The following is a 17,865-nucleotide window of genomic DNA, read 5'->3' on the forward strand; positions in this document are numbered from 1 at the left end:
GCGTTTTCTACAGAAACATCTGGATGTTGCCGAAGGCGGCGTCGGAATTCAGCAGATCGACGCGCTTGCGCTTGATCTTCAGCTTGCCGTCCACCAGCACCAGATCGTGCCGGGCATTCGCGGCCAGAAGAGTCTGGTCATCCAGCCGCGTCTCGACATAGTGAAACGCCGTGTGGGTCACGAATTCGCCGGCGTCGACGTCCAGTCTGTCGACGAAGGGACGCTGGATGACATGGTGGCAACGTGTCTTCGGCTTCTGCGAGAAGGTGCGCTCGCCCTTGAAGCGTTCGACCCGCAGCTTGATCATGAAGAAATCCTCATGCAGCAGCGACGTGACGAGGTTTTCGTCCTGCTGGTTGTATTCGAGCGGCATCCAGTAGATGCCGTCGGGCGTCCAGAGGTCCAGCCACTCGTCGAACCGCCCATCGTCGAGCATTCGGGCTTCTTCGTAGATGAAATCGATGAGATCGTCCTTGCTTGGCGCACTCATCGGGCGGCCTCGTCCATCGTCATCGTCATGTACTTCGTCCAGGCGTCGAACTGATTGCGCATCTGGCGCTCGGTGGTGCCGTTCTCGATTGCCTCCTGTTCGAAGCTCTCGCCCGGCTGATAGAGACGCTGGACATTGACCCATTCGAGACCGTCCGAATGCAGCCCCTCCTGCGCGCGCTCGTACATTTCCAGATCGTCGTGGCCGACCATCGAGGTGGGGGCGTTGATCAGTCGGTTGTACATGGCCGTGCGCTGGAGGAGCATGTCGGGCGCATCGACGAGCCGGTAGATATAGCTTTCCACCAGCGTCTTGTTCGCCGAGATCGGCTTGAAGAGCCTGAGCTGCTGGATCGGGCCCTTGATCATGATGTTTGGGAAATAGACCGTGTTGTGCCGGTTTTCGCCCAGGATTTCCCGCGCGCGGTCTTCGCCATAGGCTTCGCACATCTGCTCGAAATAGCCGGGGATCGCGGAATAGTCGGAGTGGATCGAATGGTGCACACCGGTATGGCCGTGCCCGTTCGGCCAGGTGCGGATGCCCATGTTCTCGAAGAATTCGTAGGACGACATGAATGGCGCGATGACCTCCATGGCCATCGGCTTTTTCGTGCCTTCGGGCTTTTCCATCTCTTCCCACAGCTTGATCGCCGTGCCGGCGGAGCTTTCGTGGGCAACCATGGGATGGCAGGTGTCCGTCTGGTTCTCGACCAGCATCTTCCAGTTGCACCGGTGCATGTAGCGCAAAGGCGGGCCTGCCACCTCGAGCCGCCCGGCCGGTGAACGGTCGACCATGTTGTCGATCGAGCTCAAGGATGAGCCGAAGAAATCCTCGAACGACACGCCTTCCGGCGCAAGCCGGGCGAAGACGAAGCCGCGGTAGTTCTTGACGGCGCCGACGGGCGCCATGCCCTTGACACTTTCGCTCTCTTCGAGCCCGGTGTCCTTGTAGCCCTTGCGCAGCGGTATCGCGAGCAGGCAGCCATTCGTCTTGAACGACCATGCATGGTAGGGGCAGCGGAAGAACTTGCCGGTGTGGCCGGCGCGGTCGATGGCGATCTTGGTGCCCTTGTGCGGACAACGATTGTGCAGGACGTAGATCTCGTCGTCCGAATGGCGCACCATGATGACGGGCTGCGTGCCGATCTCGGTCGTGAAGTAATCGCCCTTGTTCGGTGTCTGGCTGTCATGGCCGACGAACACCCAGCAATTGGCGAAGAGATGCTTCATCTCGAGCTGGAACACATCCTCGTCGATGTAGATGTCACGGTGAACTTCCGTCGGACGCACCAGGGCGGCGATGGCGGAGCGGTCATTGGCATGGCGGCTCATGAACTTCCTCCTAGAGATCGAGCACGAGGCGAGGGGTCTTCGAGCGCGATACGCAAATTTGCATCATGTCGTTGGCCGCCCGCTCCTCGTCGGTCAGAATGACATCCCTGTGGTCCGGAACACCTTCGAGCACGGTGGTCTGGCAGATGCCGCAATCGCCGCGCTGGCAGTCATAGACGAGATCGACGCCGCCTTCTTCCAGAACCTCGATGATCGTCCGGCCGGGTGCAACGGTGAAAACTTCACCGGTCGACTTCACTTCAACTTCGAAGGGCTGGTCGCCGGCCTGCTCCTCCGGCTGGTCGAACAGTTCGAAATGCACGCGCTCCTTGTCGAACCCCTTGGCGAGCGCGCGTTCGCGTACGGCTTCGATCATGCCGCGGGGCCCGCAGACGTAGAAATGGGCATCGGCCGGCGCTCGTTCGATGAGACCGGTAAGGTCGAGACAGCGTTCCGCCTCGTCGTCGCAATAGACCTTCAGTGCGTCACCGCAAGCCGCTTCGATCTCATCGACAAATGCCATCAGCGGACGTGATCGGCCGGAATAGTGGAATTCGAACGGTCGGCCCGACCGCTGCAGTTCGGCCGCCATCGAAATCATCGGCGTGACACCGATCCCCCCGGCCAGCAGGATGGCCGGACCGTCATGCGAGGCGAGGGCGAAATCGTTCTTTGGGGCCGATGTGTCGATCGTGTCGCCTGGCGCAAGCGCATGCATGAACAGCGAGCCGCCCTTGCTGGCCGCTTCCTTCAGAATGCCGAGCCGATAGCTGTCCGTACCGTGGGAAGGGTCTGTCTCGGCATCGGAATTGATCAGCGAGTAGTGGCGCTCGCCACCGGTCGGGAGCGTGATCTTGATATGAGCGCCGGCTTGGTATCCGGGAAGCTTGCGGCCATCGGCGGATGTCAGCGTGACCGCCCGGATCTTGTCCGTCAGCGCTTCAACAGAAGAAACTTTCAGCCGCAGTTGCGACATGCGCAGTACCTCCGCTTTCGGCTTCGGCCATCTCGTCGGCGGCACTCGCAGCGTCGACTGAAAGAATATGAATTATCATGTTTTCACCTGTCAACCTTCAGGCATGAACTTATGCAATTTCATCTTTTCAAGCTTGAAGGGATCGAAAACCTGTGTCAGCATTTCGTTTGTAAGGCGTCCGATAACAAGGGGAACCACGGTGACCGCCATGCTCAAGAAACTTGCATATGCATCTATATCGCTGCTTGCGCTCAGCGTTTCCGCGTCTGCGCAAGAGACTGTCCTTCGCATGTCAAACTGGCTTCCGACCTCTCACCCGATCGTCAAGGACATGATGATCCCTTGGGCGGAGCAGCTTGAGGAAGCGACGGACGGACGCGTGAGCGTTCAGATTCTCGATGCGCCGCTCGGACCGCCGCCCGCCCATTTCGACTTGGCCGCCAACGGCGTCGCCGATCTCACTTTCGGTGTCCACTCTTATACGCCGGGCCGCTTCGCGCTGACCGAAATCGCCGAGCTGCCGTTCATCGCCGACACGTCGGAAAGCCTTTCCGTCGCGTTCCAGCGCGTCTACGAAAGCGATCTTGCCGCCGCGGACGAACATCGCGGAACCAAGGTGCTCGGCGTCTTCGCGCATGGCCCGGGCATGCTCTTCACCAAAGGCCAGCCGGTCACCCCGATTTCAGGTCTTTCCGGCCAGAAGGTGCGCGTTGCCGGCAACATCACCAACGTGCTTGCCGAAGGTCTCGGCATGGTGTCGATCCAGGCGCCGTCGCCGCAATCCTACGAAATCCTCTCGGGTGGAGTTGCCGACGGCATTTTCTTCCCGGTGGAATCGATCCCCTTCTTCAAGCTCGAGAGCCTGGTCGATACGGCGCTTCGCGTGCCCGGCGGGCTCTACAACGTCTCGTTCTTCTTCGTCATGAACCAGGCAAAGTTCGACAGCCTGTCTGCCGAAGACCAGGCGGCGATCGAAGAGATTTCCGGTGAGGCTTTCGCCCGCATGGCCGGTCAGGCCTGGGATGCGGCGGATGCGGCCGGCATGGAAGTGATCGGTGAAACGGTCACATTCCATGACGCGACCGAGGAAGAGGTCGAGGAGCTGCGAACGGCAGCGCAGCCGATCTTCGATGGCATCAAGGCCAATTACGAGGCCAAGAACGTCGATTTCGACGCCATCCTCTCCAAGCTCGAAACCGAAGTGCAAGCTGTCGCGAGCGAGTGATGACACCCGCTTCCGAGGCCTTCTTCACAAGGGCTCGGCGGGGATTGCGCATGATTACGGCAGTGCTCTGCGGAGCGCTGCTGATCGCCCTGACATGCGTCACGGTGATCGATGTGGTCGGGCGCTATTTCCTGTCCAGTCCGTTGCCGGGCGCATCCGAATATACGGAGCTCCTGCTGATGGCGATCATCTTCTGCGGGCTGCCGGCCGTCTGTCTGGATGACGGGCACATCTCCGTCGATCTCATCACGTCGAGGCTCAAGGGCTGGGCCGAGATCGCGCAGCTTCTGATCGCGCGGCTTTTCGTGAGCGTCATACTTGCCGTCATCGCATGGCAGCTCTGGAAGCACGGCAGCCAGCTTGCAAGCTACAACGAGGTCACGGTCTATCTGCGCGCGCCGATCGGGCCTTTTTCGAAGGCTGCCGCAATCATCGCCGGCGCCTGTTCCGTCGTCACCTTCGTGATGGCCGTCATGCGGCTGTCCAAAGGCCGAGAGGGGGCCGTATAATGGATTGGCCGATCGGCGTTGCCCTGCTCCTCGGTCTCATTTTCTGTGGTGTGCCGATCGCTTTCGCCATGGCGGGCGTGGGCCTCGTCGGGGTCGCCTCGATCATCGGCTGGACGCCGACGCTTTCTCTCATCGGCCAGACCTATTTCGATGGCGGCCGAAGTTATACGCTGTCAGTCGTTCCGCTGTTCCTGCTGATGGGCAATCTGGTCGTCCAGTCAGGTGTCGCGGCAGAGCTTTTCAAGGCGGCGAATGCCTGGCTTGGCCACCGGAAGGGCGGACTTGCGATGGCGACGATCGTCGCCTGCGGCGGGTTCTCGTCGGTGTGCGGCTCGTCGCTTGCGACGACAGCCACGATGGCGCGCATCGCGCTGCCCGAGATGCGCCGATTCGGCTATTCCGATCGCCTTGCGTCCTCCTCGATCGCATCCGGCGGAACGCTTGGCATCCTTATTCCCCCGTCGGTCATCCTGGTCATTTACGGGATCCTCACGCAGCAGAACATCGGCATGCTGTTTCTGGCCGGCCTGCTTCCCGGGCTCGTCGGCATCGTTTTCTACATCTTCGCCGTCAGGCTCTCGCTGGTGATGTACAAGGAAGAGCTGGCGGTTCAGCCGAAGCTGCCGTTGATCGAGCGTTTCCGTGCTCTGAAGGGCGTCTTCTGGGCGCTGGCTCTGTTCGTATTCGTCTTGGGCGGCATCTATGTCGGCGCCTTCACGGCGACAGAGGCGGCAGGCATGGGTGCCGGCGGAGCCTTTCTTCTAACGGCCGCCCGGGGCCGGCTGACGCTGCGCGACACGCTCGCCACGCTCTTCGATACCGCGAAGACAACGGCAGTGATGTTCTTCATCCTGTTCGGAGCGCTGTTCTTCCTGAACTACGTGAACTTTTCCGGCCTCACGACGGATCTGCGCGAGTGGATCAACCTTCTCGGTGTCGGGCCCTATCAGGTCATCTTCTCGATCGTCATCATCTACCTGATCCTCGGCTGCCTTCTGGAAAGCCTGTCGATGGTGACGCTGACGGTGCCGATCTTCTTTCCCATCGTGGTTGGTCTCGGCTTCGATCCCATCTGGTTCGGCATCTTCGTGGTGATCGCGACGGAGCTTTCCTACATCACGCCGCCGATCGGGATGAACATCTTCGTCATGCGCTCGGTCGCACCCGAAGTCCCGATCGAGCGCATCTATGCCGGTGTGGTTCCCTTCGTCGCAGTCGACATCGTGCGTCTTGCTCTTTTGATTTTTGTGCCAGGTCTGGCGCTCATCATCCCGCAATCGATGTGAGCATCCAATGACTGCAACAAAGCGCGCTTCTGACCTTGTCGCCGAACCCGCAAAGCCTGCCGATCGGGGCTTTGTCAGCAATTATCTCCTCTATCTGCTCGCCGCAGCCAGCGATGGCGTGTCGACAGAATTCCATGCCCTGATCCGAGCCCGCGGCGTGCGCGTGCCCGAGTGGCGGGTCTTGGCCTGCCTCGCCGACGAGGAAGGGCAGATGGTGACCCAACTCGCTGCGCTGGCGCTGATGGAACAGTCGCGGCTAACGAAGATCATCGACCAGATGGCCGAGAAGGACCTGGTGAGCCGGCGCAGCGACCAGCGCGATCGTCGGCGTGTGAGGGTCTACCTCACGAAGAAGGGCAGGAAGCTCGCCGCTGAGCTCATCACGGAGGCACGTGCGCACGAGGCGGAGATCATCGAACAGATTTCGCCGGACCAGGCGGAGATCCTGAAGGGTGTGCTGGCGCGCATCATCGATCTGCACGGTCCGGAAGCCCGTTCCGGAGATCGGCCGTCTGCCCAGACAATCGACGAGGAGCGGTGAGGCCGATGCGCAGAACTGCAGCGACCTCGCCGAGGACATTCGAAGCGAACAGCTTCGTTCAAGACGTTCAGAAGCAGGGAGTGTGTTTATGAAGATTGCGGTTCTGGGTGGGGGCAACGGGTCCTATGCGGCGGTAGCCGATTTTACCGAGGCAGGCCACGAGGTTGCGTGGTGGCGTCGCGAAGCATCGAGCTTTTCCGATATTGCCGCCGCGGGCGCGATCACCGTCACAGACCACAAGGGCAGCCGGAAAGTGCCGGTGTCTCCCACCGCTGATCTTGATGCAGCGCTCGACGGCGCGGCTCTGATCGTCGCGCCGACGCCCGCATTCGCCCAGGCCGACATGGCCGACGCGCTCGCATCGCATCTGATCGACGGACAGGTGATCTATCTGCCACCGGGCACCTTCGGGTCCTACATCATGATGAAGCGCATCCGCGATGCGGGCTCGACGGCCGATATCGCAATTGCCGAAACCGGCACGCTGCCCTGGCTTTGCCGCAAGCAGAATGCGCTTGAGGTTCGCATCACGACGCGCGCCTCGCGCCTGCCGACCGGCGTTCTGCCGGCCCGCAAGACGGACGAGGCCATCGAGATCATCTCGGCTGCATTCCCCGGAGCGATCGAGCGGGTGGAAGACGCGCTCTCCGGCGCTTTGATGAATGCCGGACCGATCATCCATCCGCCGCTGATCCTGATGAATGCCGGACCGATCGAGCATTTTGACAAGTGGGACATTCATAACGAGGGCACGCAGCCGGCGATCCGCCGCACGCATGCCGCACTCGACAACGAGCGCATCGCGATCCGCGAAAAGCTCGGCTATGGCGCACCGCATTTCCCGCTCGCCGATCACTACGAGACCAGCGACTGGATGTACGGCAATCTTGCCCATGACAAGCTGGTCGGTTCGGGCGACTGGCACGAAACGCTCGATCTCAAGAACCATCGCTACATGACCGAGGATGTTGGTCTCGGGCTCGCCTTCCTCGTGTCGGTCGGTGATTGGGCCGGGGTGCCGTGTCCGGTCGCCAAGGGCCTTCTCGCGATCGCCGGTGCAGTCGCGGAACAGGATTTCCGCGCGCATGGCCGAACGATGGAGACCATCGGACTTGCCGACAGAAGCCCCGCCGAGGTCCAGTCCATGCTGCAGGACGGCCTCTGATGGCTGGGGAGATCATCGCCTGTATCGGCGCCGGCCGCATGGGACGCGGCATCGCGCAGTGCGTCGCCTATGCCGGGCATGACATCCGGCTTCTCGATGCCAAGCCGCGCGATGCTTCTGCCTTCAAGGCTTTGAAGGCCGAGACGCTTGGCGAGATCGAGGCGGGACTTAAATCGATCGCGTCGCTCGGCGCCTTCGATCCGTCCGCCATCGGCGAGATCATGGCACGTGTTCAGGTGCTTCCGTCCGACCAGGCGGCCGAGGCGTTGGCGCAGGCTGCAATCGTCTTCGAAGCTGTGCCCGAGATCGAGACAGCGAAGCGCGATGCCTTCGCTGTCTTCGATGAACATGCAGGCGAGGGCGCCGTTCTTGCCTCCACGACATCGACGATGCTGTCGACGCATCTGGCTGCATTCACGCGGCATCCGAGCCGTTTCCTCAATGCGCACTGGTTGAACCCGGCATTTCTGATGCCACTGGTCGAGCTCTCTCCAGCCGATGAAACGGCCGATGAGGCGCTGGCTGCGGTGCGCGGGTTCCTGGAATCCATCGGCAAGGTGCCGATCACCTGCAAGGCGTCGCCCGGCTACATCGTCCCGCGCATCCAGGCGCTGGCGATGAACGAAGCGGCCCGGCTTGTGGAGGAAGGCGTTGCCAGCGCAGAGGATGTCGACAAGGCGGTGACCTACGGTTTCGGCTTTCGCTTCGGCGTGCTCGGTCTGCTCGAGTTCATCGACTGGGGCGGCGGCGACATTCTCTTTTACGCATCGAATTATCTGAGCGACGCCTTCAAGGACGAGCGCTTCGCGCCGCCGGCGATCATCAGCCGCAACATGGAAGAAGGCAGGATCGGGCTGAAAACCGGTGCCGGCTTCTTCGACTACGAGGGCATGGACGTGGCTGCCTACCGGCAGAAACGCATGGCCGATTTCCTACGATCCCTCGAAGCTTCAGGGCTTGTTCGCCCTCCGGTTCTCGCGGGCAATTCATGACAGATCGGTAACAAGCCGGCAGTTGGTTCAAAGATCCACAGAGGGTACTCAAAATGAAGAAAATGCGTATAAAATTCGCCATCATGACCACCGCATCGATGCTTGCGCTCGGCGCTTCCGCCGCTCATGCGCAAGAGCAGATCCGGGCGATTTCCGCTTTCCCGCAGGCTTTGGCCTTTTCCCAGAGCTTTCAGGGCTTCGTCGATCTGGTGAACGAGAAGGGTGAAGGCGTCGTCCAGATCACCTATGCCGGCGGCCCGGAAATGTTTCCGCCGAACCAGCAGGTCGACGCTGTTCGCCGCGGCGTGATCGACATGCAATACGGCCCGGCGTCCTATTATCTCGGCACCATGCCGGAAGCCGATGCCTGGGTGGGCTCGACCGTGACGGCTGCGGAAGCGCGCGAGAATGGCGGCTTCGGGATCATGCAGCAGGCTTTCCGTGAAAAGCTCGGCGTCGAGCTTCTGGCACATCTCGATACCGGCGTGGAGTTCCACGTCTATACGATCCAGGAGCCGCGGCGGACCGAGGATGGCGGCGTCGATCTTTCCGGCCTGCGCATTCGTTCCCAGCCAATTTATAACGCCTTCTTCGAGGAGATCGGCGCGATCCCGGTTTCCGTGCCGGTGCCGGATGTCTACACCGGCCTCGAGCGCTCCACCTTCGATGGTTCGGGCTGGCCGATCGTCGGCATCAAGGATCTCTCCTGGGATCGCTTCCTGCGCTACCGCATCGATCCCGGCGTCTTCCAGACCGATCTCGCCGTCGTGATCAACCCGGCGAAGTGGGAAGGCCTCTCGGATGAGGCCAAGGCGATCATCGAGGAAGCTGCTGCCGAATACGAGCAGACGTCCTATGAGAACTTCCAGCAGGTGATTTCCGAAACGGATGCCACCGTGCGCGAGGAGGGCATGACCGTCGTCGAGCTTGAGGACGAGCAGGCGGCAGAGTTCCGCCGCATGGCGTTCGAGAGCGCCTGGGCGCGCATGCAGGCCGCCGGCAGCGAGCATTACGACGCGCTGCGTTCGGCTTACTATCCTGAGTAATGGGATAACCGGGCGGGGCCAAGCGCCTCGCCCGGCTTTCGTTTCCAATGGAACGGGCGCCAAGACCATGATGAGATTCTATGACCGGCTGATCGTTGGCCTGGCGGTTCTCGGGGCTCTCAGCCTCGCGGCCATCACGGCGTTGATCATCGTCGACGTCATCCTGCGAAATACCGGCTTCAGGCCGTTCCAATCGACGAGCGCGATCGTCGAATATGTCATGCTGTTCGCCACCATGGCGGCAGCGCCCTGGCTGGTGCGCGAGAACGGGCATGTGGCGATCGGCTCCTTCGTCGCCAAGCTTCCCGATGGTCTGCGCGTGGCTGTGGGCCGCCTCGTTCTGGTGGTTTGCATCCTCGCGCTTGGTCTTCTCACCTGGCGATCGGCCGCCGTCGGCATGGAGATGATCGCCACGCGATCGGTGGACATGCGCTCGATCAACATCCCGGCCTGGGTGCTCTACGCGATGCTGGGCGGAGGCTTCTTTTTGATGGCGATCGAGTTCCTGCGCATTCTGCTGCGCGGCGAAACCTATAGCGGCGCGGGCGGGGGACACTGACATGATGCCTTGGTATGACGCCACGCTGATCATGATCGGCGGCCTGCTGGCGCTGATGCTCATCGGCATGCCGGTCGCAATCGCCTTTCTAGTCATCAACATCATCGGCGTCCTGATCTTCATGGGCGGGATCGTCGGCATCGATCAGCTGGTCGCAAACGCCACGACCTCGATCACGAGTTTCGCGCTCGTTCCGGTGCCGCTCTTCCTCATCATGGGCGAACTGCTGTTCCACACGGGCCTTGCGTTCCGCGTCTTCGACGCGCTCGACAAATGCATGGGCAACATCCGAGGCAGGCTCGCCTATCTGACCGTCGGCGGCGGCACGATCTTCGCGACCCTGTCCGGCTCTTCGATGGCCAACGCCGCCATGCTCGGCACCACGCTGATGCCGGACATGATCAAGCGGGGCTACAAGAAGCACATCATCATGGGGCCTATTCTCGCGACAGGCGGCCTCGCCATGATCATCCCGCCATCATCGCTCGCCGTTCTTCTCGGCTCGCTCGGGCGGATCGACGTAGGGTCATTGCTGATCGCGGGCCTGATACCGGGCCTCGTGCTGGCGCTCCTTTTCGCGCTGACGATCAGGCTGCAGATCGCCATCGATCCAGAGGCGGCACCCGGCTACGCAGCCAAGCGCGCCACGGGACGCGAGATCGCACGCGCGCTCATCGTCGATGTGGCACCGATGGGCATCGTCGTCTTCGCCGTCGTTGGTCTGATCCTGCTTGGCTGGGCAACACCGACGGAGTCCGCGGCATTCGGGGCGCTTGCCGTCATCGTTCTTGCCGCGCTCTACGGCAAGCTGAGCTGGGAAGCAGTCGTCAAGTCGATGAAGGGCACGCTCGCTGTTTCGGTGATGATGCTGATGATCATCGTCGGCTCTACGACGTTTTCGCAGATCCTCGCCTTCTCGGGCGCCTCGCAGGGGCTCATCGGCTTTGCCACCGGCTTCGATGTTTCGCCCTATGTGCTGCTGACGCTGATGGTGCTGGTGCTGATCGTGCTCGGCATGTTCATGGATCCACTCTCGATCATGATGCTGACGCTTCCGATCTTCATGCCGCTTTCGGCGCTCGCCGGCTTCGATGCCGTTTGGTTCGGCATCATCATGCTGCTGGTGCTCGAACTTAGCCTCGTGACGCCGCCGTTTGGGCTTTTGCTGTTCGTCATGGTCGGGGTCGCACCCAAGGGCACCACGATCGGCGAGGTCGCCCGGGCGGCGCTGCCCTATATCGGATGCACGCTCTTTCTCGTCGTGCTTCTCGTCATCTGGCCGCAGATCGCCCTGTGGCTGCCCAGCATGATCAGGTACTGACAATGCGCATCTGGTATCAAAGTTATGTCGATTACGAACATGGTGCGAGCTACTGGGACGAGTTGCGCAAGCATCTCGACCAGATCATCGATCCCGGCACCGAGATAGACATCAAGGGGATCACGCCACACGATTCCTATGCGCATGCCATCGTCGAGTTTCGCTGCGCCCGAGAAGTGATCTGCAACGCGGTTCGTGCGGAGCGGGAAGGCTACGATGCCTTCATCATCGGGCACTTCCAGGATGCGGGTCTCTACGAGGCGCGATCGGTGGTCGACATTCCGGTGCTCGGCATGGGCGAGGCATCGATGCTGCATGCCTGCCAGCTCGGCCAGCGCTCCGGCATCGTGACGATCAACAGGCGCTACATCCCCTGGTTTCACCACCAGATCGGCAAGTACGGCCTGAAGGAGCGGGTGACCGGCGTGCATGCAATGCAGTTCGAACCCGGCCAGATCCTGGATGCCTTCGGCTCGGAAGAAAAGCTCGAGACTGTCAGGGCCTTGTTCGAGGAGCAAGCGCGACCGCTGGTCGAGGAGGGCGTCGATGTGCTGATCCCCGGTGGCGGCATCCCCATGCTTCTGTTCTCCCAGCTCCATGACCACCGTGTCGACGGCGCCCCGGTGATCAACGGCATCCCGATCGTCATCAAGCTGGCGGAAATGGCCGTAAAGCTGAAAAACCTGACCGGCCTCGGCATCAGCCGCACCTCGGACTACGTGAAGCCACCTATCGAGATCATCGAGGAATTCATGGCCCACCCGAAGGGGTTATAGAAGCGGACGTGCTTGCCGCCTGCATCACGCCATAAGCCATACGGTTGTTCCGGCAGCGGCGGCGATCAGGTTTGTCATGAGCAGCGGAACCCAGAATGCGCGGGGTCCTGCGGCGATGGCGAGGGCGAGGCGGCCAACGGCATTGGCGCCGAGGGCGGCGAGCACGGCGCTGCCGATTGTTTCGAGGCCGATGTTCTGGGCCGCGAGCCGCAGCGCGCTCAGTACCGCGACGTCTACATCGAAAGTGCCCGACAGGGCGGAGGTCGCCACCAGTCCCGTGTCGCCGAACCGGCTCGAAAGGGCGGCACTTGCCGTCGCCACCACGGCGAAGGCGATGGCAAAGAGGAGAAGCGTGGTCAATTCAAACGGGTTGGTCGGCTCGGATGCCGTGTCGTGTGCGCCAGCCCTGAAGAGCATGAGCCCTCCCGCCAGGCCGAAAGCGATGGCAGCGGCCAACGCCGGCAGAACCATCGAGCCAAGGACAAGCGGCGAGACGATGGCGACGATGAGGATGACCCGACCGATGGAGATCATCGCGGCGAGGGTCGCAGCCCCTGCATAGGCGCGACGATGCTCGCTGGCTGTTGCCGACCGCGCGAAGGCGACCGTCACCGCTGTCGACGACACGATCGCGCCGGCAAGCCCGCTCACGAGCAGGCCGCGCGCGGACCCAAGAAGGCGCGTGGCGATGTATCCGGCAAAGGAGATCGACGCCGTGAGCACCGTGAAGAACCAGATCTGCCAGGGGTTGAAGCCGCCCCAGGGATCGAGCGTGCGGTTTGGCAGAAGCGGCAGGATGATGACCGTCATGACCGCCAGGACGATGGCGGAGCGCAATTCAATCCAGGACAGCCGGCGCAGCATGCCGTGCAGTGCATCACGGCTGGCAAGAACTGCGGCGAGTGCTGCCCCGCCTGCGGCCGCTGCACGGTAGTCGCCGGAAACGGCAAGGCCACCCAGGGCAAAGACGCAGAGCGCGGCAATTGTGCCTGTGACGCTGAAGCTGCCGTCATGCTGCGCTTCGGCGAACTTGAACCAGCCGAAGATCACAGCGAAGCCGAGAAAACCCGCAATGAAAATCGCAGCGCTTCCAGAAGCATCGGACAGGGCTGCGAGTACACCGCCGAGCAGCCCGACTACGCCAAATGTGCGTATTCCCGCCGTGCGGCTGCCTTCGGGCTCGCTGCGTTCGCGCCAGCCCCGCTCGAGCCCGACCAGGAGGCCGATGGCGAGTGACAGACCAAGGCGGGCGATGAGCATGTCCATGACGCGATTCGTCCAATGGCGGACCATGCCGCCTTGAACACCCTAGCGCGATCGCGTGCCCCTTGCATTGCGATGGAACAGACTTGCGGTTGTCGAAGCAAGCCGTGCTTCGGCCTCAGGCCGCCTGCTGTTTCAAATGGGCGAGCGCAAGTTTGGTCGAGCACCTCGACGCAGCGCTTTCGAATGGGCGGTACTTGCTGCGCTTTCTGTCCTGCCAATCACTCAACTCCCGCGGCATGACCGATGCCGCAGGAGTTTTTCTGGCTAGGCATGGAACATGAGCACCGTCGCTGGAACCTCGGCGAAGATGCTTGGTTTAGGTCTCAGGTCCGCCCTTCGCGCGGATGCGAGCCTCAATCGACAAGGACTCCCATGCACTCGACCCAGCTCACGATCAACGGGCGCCGCGAAACCGTGGATGCGGATATTCGGACCACGCTTCTCGATGCGCTGCGCGAGAACCTCAACCTGACCGGGACAAAGAAGGGGTGCGACCAGGGCCAGTGCGGCGCTTGCACCGTCATCGTCAATGGCCGGCGCATCAATTCCTGCCTGTCGCTCGTCGCCAGTCATGAAGGCGACGACGTCGTTACGGTGGAGGGGCTTGCAGACGGTGAGGCGCTGTCGCCTCTGCAGCGCGCCTTCATCACCCATGATGCTTTCCAGTGCGGCTACTGCACGCCGGGACAGCTCTGTTCGGCGACGGCACTCCTGAAGGAGATCGAGGCCGGCGAGCCGAGCGTCGTCAGCAACGGCGAAATCATCTTGAGTGAAGAGGAAATCCGCGAGCGCATGAGCGGCAATCTCTGCCGCTGCGGCGCGTACAACAACATCGTGGACGCCATCGTCGAAGCGGCTGCGCAAGGCGGGGAGGCTGCCCGATGACCCCGTTTTCCTTCGAACGAGCCGAAAACGCGTCCGCCTCGGCCGGTTCCCGCTATCTCGGTGGTGGCACCAATCTCGTCGACCTCATGAAACTTGAGATCGAGCGGCCGGAGCGCCTTGTTGACGTCTCGCGCCTGCCCGGCGACATCAGCGAAACCGATGGCGCGATCGTTATCGGCGCAAGCGTCACCAATGCGGCGCTTTCGGCGGATCCGCTGATCCGTGAGCGCTATGCGCTGCTTTCGACAGCACTTCTGTCCGGCGCAACACAACAGCTGCGCAACAAGGCGACGACCGGCGGCAATTTCCTGCAGCGGACACGGTGCCACTATTTCTATGACACAGCGCGTGCCTGCAACAAGCGCGAGCCCGGCAGCGGCTGCGACGCGCTTGACGGCCACAACCGCTTCCACGCGATCCTCGGTGCCAGCGAGCACTGCATTGCCGTGCATCCGTCCGACATGGCTGTCGCCATGGCGGCGCTCGATGCCGAAGTGCACACGATCAAGGCGAACGGCGAGGACCGGACGATACCAGCCACCGATCTGCTGCGGCTTCCGGGCGATGCGCCCGAACGCGACCATGTGCTGGATGACGGTGAACTGATCGTGGAAGTGCGGCTGCCCGCCAACCCGCCCGCCCGCCAGCTCTATCGCAAGGTGCGGGACCGCGCGTCTTATGCCTTCGCCGTCGTTTCGATCGCCGTCGCCCTGGATGTCGAGGACGGCGTGATGAAGAACGTCCGCATCGCGCTCGGCGGTGTCGCACACAAGCCGTGGCGTGCGGAAAAAGCCGAACGCGCGCTGGAAGGGGCTTCTGTCGATACCGGCGTTTTCGCACAGGCTGCGGAGGCCGAACTTCAGGGTGCCGTCGGGCGCGGCGACAATGATTTCAAGATTCCCCTCGTGCGCCGCCTCATCGTTGCAGCACTGCGCGATGTCACGGACCTGTCCAAGGAGCACTCGGCATGAACGATCAACCGACCACCAAATGGATCGGACAGCCCCTCGATCGCGTCGACGGCCCGGCGAAGGTGACCGGTGCGGCGACCTATTCGGCCGATTACCGCGGCGATCAGCAGGCTGCGATCGGCTTCATCGTTGAGGCGACGATCGGCAGCGGCAAGGTTTCGCAGATCGAGACCGCCGATGCGGAAGCAGCCGACGGCGTGCACCTGGTGATGACGCACCAGAACGCGCCGGAGCAGGCACCCTTCGGCGACAATGCGGATGCCGGCCGGTTCGGCATGTCGCATGCCGTCCTTCAGAATGACGAGGTGCGCTATTACGGAGCACCCGTCGCCTTCATCGTCGCCGACACGCTCGAACAGGCGCGCCACGCGGCAGGGCTGATCAAGGTCACGTATCAGGCCGATGGCAGCGTCTTCGACGCATTCGAGCATGAAGACGATGCTTTTGCGCCCGACAGCCTCGATGGTGCCGAGGAAGCTGACGTCGACAAGGGCGATTTCGATGCCGTCTTCGCCGAAAGTGCCGAGACGCTCGACGCCACTTTCCACACCGCCGCGCAGCATGCCGCGGCGATGGAGCCCCATGCGACCGTGGCGGAATGGGACGGCGACAAGTTGACCGTCCACATCGCGGTGCAGATCCTGTCGTCGGCGCGCAAGGCGTTCGCCAACACGCTCAAGATCGATCCGGCCAATGTGCGCATCGTCACGCCTTTCGTCGGTGGCGGCTTCGGCTCCAAGCTCGGCGTGCATAGCGAAGGCGTGCTTGCCGCACTTGCAGCCCGCAAGCTTCAGCGGCCGGTGCGGATCGCGCAGACGCGCCGCCATGTGTTCTCGAACGGCCCGCACCGCACCAACCATCGCCAGCGCATTCGCCTGGGTGCATCGGCCGATGGCAAACTGTTGAGCGTCGCCCATGAAACCCTCGGCGCCATGTCGCGGGATTACCCGTTCGCCGAGGCGGCCGCTTCACCCACCATGGCAAGCTACGCTGCCGAGGCGATGAAAATCCGCCACCGCGTGGTTGCGGCGAACATTCCTCACGTGGACTCCATGCGCGCACCGGGCGAGGCGATCGGTACGCTCACCTATGAAAGCGCCATCGATGAGCTGGCCGTTCAGTGCGGCATCGACCCGCTCGAGTTTCGCCTTAAGAACGAGCCTGAGCAGGAGCCCGCATCCGGCAAGGAATTTTCCACCCGTACGCTCGCGCGCTGCCTGCGTGAAGGTGCAGAGCTCTTTGGTTGGGAGAAGGGACCAGTGAAACCTGGTGCCTCGCGTGAAGGGCGGCTTCTGATCGGGCGCGGACTTGCAACAGCGATCCGGCCGAACATGATGCAGCCGGCGGAGGCTGCAGCGGAACTCGATCGGGATGGGCGCCTCAGTGTCGAACTCGACATGACGGATATCGGCACCGGTACCTACACCATCCTGACGCAGATCGCTGCCGAAACGCTTGGTCTGGATCCAAACGCGATCGCGGTACGGTTGGGCGATACCGACTACCCCAAGACATGCGGGTCAGGCGGCTCGTTCGGTGCCGGTAGCACGGGCACGGCGGTCTCCAAGGCGTGCGCATTGATCCGCGACACCATCATCGAACGCGCGGCGCGGCTCGACAGCGATTGGGCCGGCGTCAATTCAGGCGATCTGCGGATCGAAAACGGCAATGCCGTCGTTGCCGGACGCAGCCTTGCGCTTGGATCCATACTGGATGCCATCGGCGGCGACAGCTTCAAGGGCAAAGGGCAAGTCGAGCCCGGCAAGGCGCATGAAGACCTCGCGCAATATTCCTATGGCGGCGTGTTCGCGGAGGTGTCCGTCAACGCCGATACCGGCGAAATCCGGGTTCGGCGGTTGGCTGGCGCATTCGATGCGGGCCGCATTCTGAATGAAAAGACCGCGCGCTCGCAGCTGATGGGCGGCATGATCTTCGGGCTTGGCGCTGCGCTGATGGAAGAAAGCCTGATGGACATGCGGTTCGGGTCGTTCATGAATCGGGACCTTGCCGAGTACCACATCGCCGTCAACCGTGACGTCCCGCGGCTTGAGGTGAAGATGCTCGATACGTTCGACCAGAACTCCAACCCGCTCGGCAGCAAGGGCATTGGCGAACTGGGCATCTGCGGAACAGGGCCGGCGATTGCCAATGCCGTCTATGCGGCGACAGGCTATCGGACCCGGAAATTCCCGATCCATCTGGAGGATCTGCTCGACCATCTTCCGGCCCTCTAGGCTCGCTCAAGGCGTTCCGCTCCGCCGGTTTTGGTGGAGCGGAACAATTGCCCAGACCTTGGTGTTGTTTTGCCAATCACCGCGCAAACGAGGTGCGAGCAAATGACCAGCCCAAATCTTGACACAGACCCGCAAGCGCCCACGGCCCAAGGTTCTCTGGAGCCGCGTGTCCTGATCGGCGACGGCGATCTGATCGTGCCGTCTCAGGCCGTTGCCACAGACATCCCCATGCCCGATCCGGATGTGCAGCGACCGGACCAGCTATGGGATCGCAGGCTCGACCGCTGGTAGG

18 protein-coding genes are annotated in these 17,865 nt (G+C 62.3%); 14 read left to right on the top strand and 4 right to left on the bottom strand.

The window, feature by feature from the left end; all coding sequences use genetic code 11:
- Window positions 1–7: 7 nt before the first annotated feature.
- The 3 genes from PU133_RS07840 to PU133_RS07850 are packed head-to-tail and all read right to left on the bottom strand — an operon-like array spanning window position 8 to window position 2,797.
- Window positions 8–490 (bottom strand): aromatic-ring-hydroxylating dioxygenase subunit beta, encoded by a 483-nt coding sequence (locus PU133_RS07840; RefSeq protein WP_404864178.1) that lies wholly within the window; start codon window positions 488–490, stop codon window positions 8–10.
- Entirely contained in the window at window positions 487–1,821 is a 1,335-nt protein-coding gene (locus PU133_RS07845) for an aromatic ring-hydroxylating dioxygenase subunit alpha (protein ID WP_404864179.1), read from the bottom strand. The genes PU133_RS07840 and PU133_RS07845 overlap by 4 nt, the downstream gene beginning before the upstream one ends.
- Before the next feature lie 10 nt (window positions 1,822–1,831).
- Window positions 1,832–2,797 carry a PDR/VanB family oxidoreductase gene (locus PU133_RS07850; RefSeq protein ID WP_404864180.1) on the bottom strand — a complete coding sequence of 322 codons (966 nt, stop codon included), beginning with the start codon at window positions 2,795–2,797 and terminating at the stop codon, window positions 1,832–1,834.
- Between the two features lie 289 nt (window positions 2,798–3,086).
- On the opposite strand from PU133_RS07850, the gene PU133_RS07855 reads away from it, so the two are divergent.
- The 10 genes from PU133_RS07855 to PU133_RS07900 all read left to right on the top strand — a co-directional run bounded on the left by PU133_RS07855 (window position 3,087) and on the right by PU133_RS07900 (window position 12,217).
- Entirely contained in the window at window positions 3,087–4,022 is a 936-nt protein-coding gene (locus PU133_RS07855; RefSeq protein WP_404864181.1) for a TRAP transporter substrate-binding protein, read from the top strand.
- Window positions 4,023–4,072: 50 nt separating this feature from the next.
- The gene (locus PU133_RS07860; RefSeq protein WP_404864182.1) at window positions 4,073–4,531 is read left to right on the top strand and encodes a TRAP transporter small permease; all 459 of its coding nucleotides are present in this window, start codon (window positions 4,073–4,075) and stop codon (window positions 4,529–4,531) included.
- Window positions 4,531–5,817 (top strand): TRAP transporter large permease, encoded by a 1,287-nt coding sequence (locus PU133_RS07865; RefSeq protein ID WP_126009302.1) that lies wholly within the window; start codon window positions 4,531–4,533, stop codon window positions 5,815–5,817. The genes PU133_RS07860 and PU133_RS07865 overlap by 1 nt, the downstream gene beginning before the upstream one ends.
- Before the next feature lie 7 nt (window positions 5,818–5,824).
- Window positions 5,825–6,358 carry a MarR family winged helix-turn-helix transcriptional regulator gene (locus tag PU133_RS07870; protein ID WP_404864183.1) on the top strand — a complete coding sequence of 178 codons (534 nt, stop codon included), beginning with the start codon at window positions 5,825–5,827 and terminating at the stop codon, window positions 6,356–6,358.
- An 88-nt stretch (window positions 6,359–6,446) separates the two neighbouring features.
- Entirely contained in the window at window positions 6,447–7,523 is a 1,077-nt protein-coding gene (locus PU133_RS07875; protein ID WP_404864184.1) for an NAD/NADP octopine/nopaline dehydrogenase family protein, read from the top strand.
- A complete protein-coding gene (locus PU133_RS07880; protein WP_404864185.1) occupies window positions 7,523–8,515 on the top strand; it encodes a 3-hydroxybutyryl-CoA dehydrogenase in 993 nt (330 codons plus the stop codon). Before PU133_RS07875 ends, PU133_RS07880 begins: the two co-directional genes overlap by 1 nt.
- A 53-nt stretch (window positions 8,516–8,568) precedes the next feature.
- Entirely contained in the window at window positions 8,569–9,561 is a 993-nt protein-coding gene (dctP, locus tag PU133_RS07885; RefSeq protein ID WP_404864186.1) for a TRAP transporter substrate-binding protein DctP, read from the top strand.
- Window positions 9,562–9,628: 67 nt separating this feature from the next.
- The gene (locus tag PU133_RS07890) at window positions 9,629–10,120 is read left to right on the top strand and encodes a TRAP transporter small permease (protein WP_404864187.1); all 492 of its coding nucleotides are present in this window, start codon (window positions 9,629–9,631) and stop codon (window positions 10,118–10,120) included.
- Window positions 10,121–10,124: 4 nt separating this feature from the next.
- Window positions 10,125–11,441, top strand: a complete 1,317-nt coding sequence (locus tag PU133_RS07895; RefSeq protein ID WP_126012943.1) for a TRAP transporter large permease — start codon at window positions 10,125–10,127, stop codon at window positions 11,439–11,441.
- Window positions 11,442–11,443: 2 nt separating this feature from the next.
- Complete coding sequence (locus PU133_RS07900; protein ID WP_404864188.1) at window positions 11,444–12,217, top strand: aspartate/glutamate racemase family protein; 774 nt, start codon at window positions 11,444–11,446, stop codon at window positions 12,215–12,217.
- Window positions 12,218–12,241: 24 nt separating this feature from the next.
- Here the strand turns inward: PU133_RS07900 and PU133_RS07905 are convergent, their stop codons facing one another.
- Window positions 12,242–13,483, bottom strand: a complete 1,242-nt coding sequence (locus tag PU133_RS07905; protein ID WP_404864189.1) for an MgtC/SapB family protein — start codon at window positions 13,481–13,483, stop codon at window positions 12,242–12,244.
- A gap of 372 nt (window positions 13,484–13,855) precedes the next feature.
- On the opposite strand from PU133_RS07905, the gene PU133_RS07910 reads away from it, so the two are divergent.
- The 4 genes from PU133_RS07910 (at window position 13,856) to PU133_RS07925 (ending at window position 17,864) form a co-directional block, all read left to right on the top strand.
- Window positions 13,856–14,368, top strand: a complete 513-nt coding sequence (locus tag PU133_RS07910) for a (2Fe-2S)-binding protein (protein WP_404864190.1) — start codon at window positions 13,856–13,858, stop codon at window positions 14,366–14,368.
- On the top strand, window positions 14,365–15,339 hold the full coding sequence (locus PU133_RS07915) for an FAD binding domain-containing protein (RefSeq protein WP_404864191.1): 975 nt from the start codon (window positions 14,365–14,367) through the stop codon (window positions 15,337–15,339). The genes PU133_RS07910 and PU133_RS07915 overlap by 4 nt, the downstream gene beginning before the upstream one ends.
- A complete protein-coding gene (locus tag PU133_RS07920; RefSeq protein WP_404864192.1) occupies window positions 15,336–17,573 on the top strand; it encodes a xanthine dehydrogenase family protein molybdopterin-binding subunit in 2,238 nt (745 codons plus the stop codon). Before PU133_RS07915 ends, PU133_RS07920 begins: the two co-directional genes overlap by 4 nt.
- Before the next feature lie 102 nt (window positions 17,574–17,675).
- Window positions 17,676–17,864, top strand: coding sequence for a hypothetical protein (locus tag PU133_RS07925; protein WP_404864193.1), 189 nt, complete (start codon window positions 17,676–17,678; stop codon window positions 17,862–17,864).
- The last annotated feature ends 1 nt before the right edge of the window (window position 17,865 follow it).

The organism is Georhizobium sp. MAB10 (genome assembly GCF_045012825.1).
Taxonomy (GTDB): Bacteria; Pseudomonadota; Alphaproteobacteria; order Rhizobiales; family Rhizobiaceae; genus Georhizobium; species Georhizobium profundi.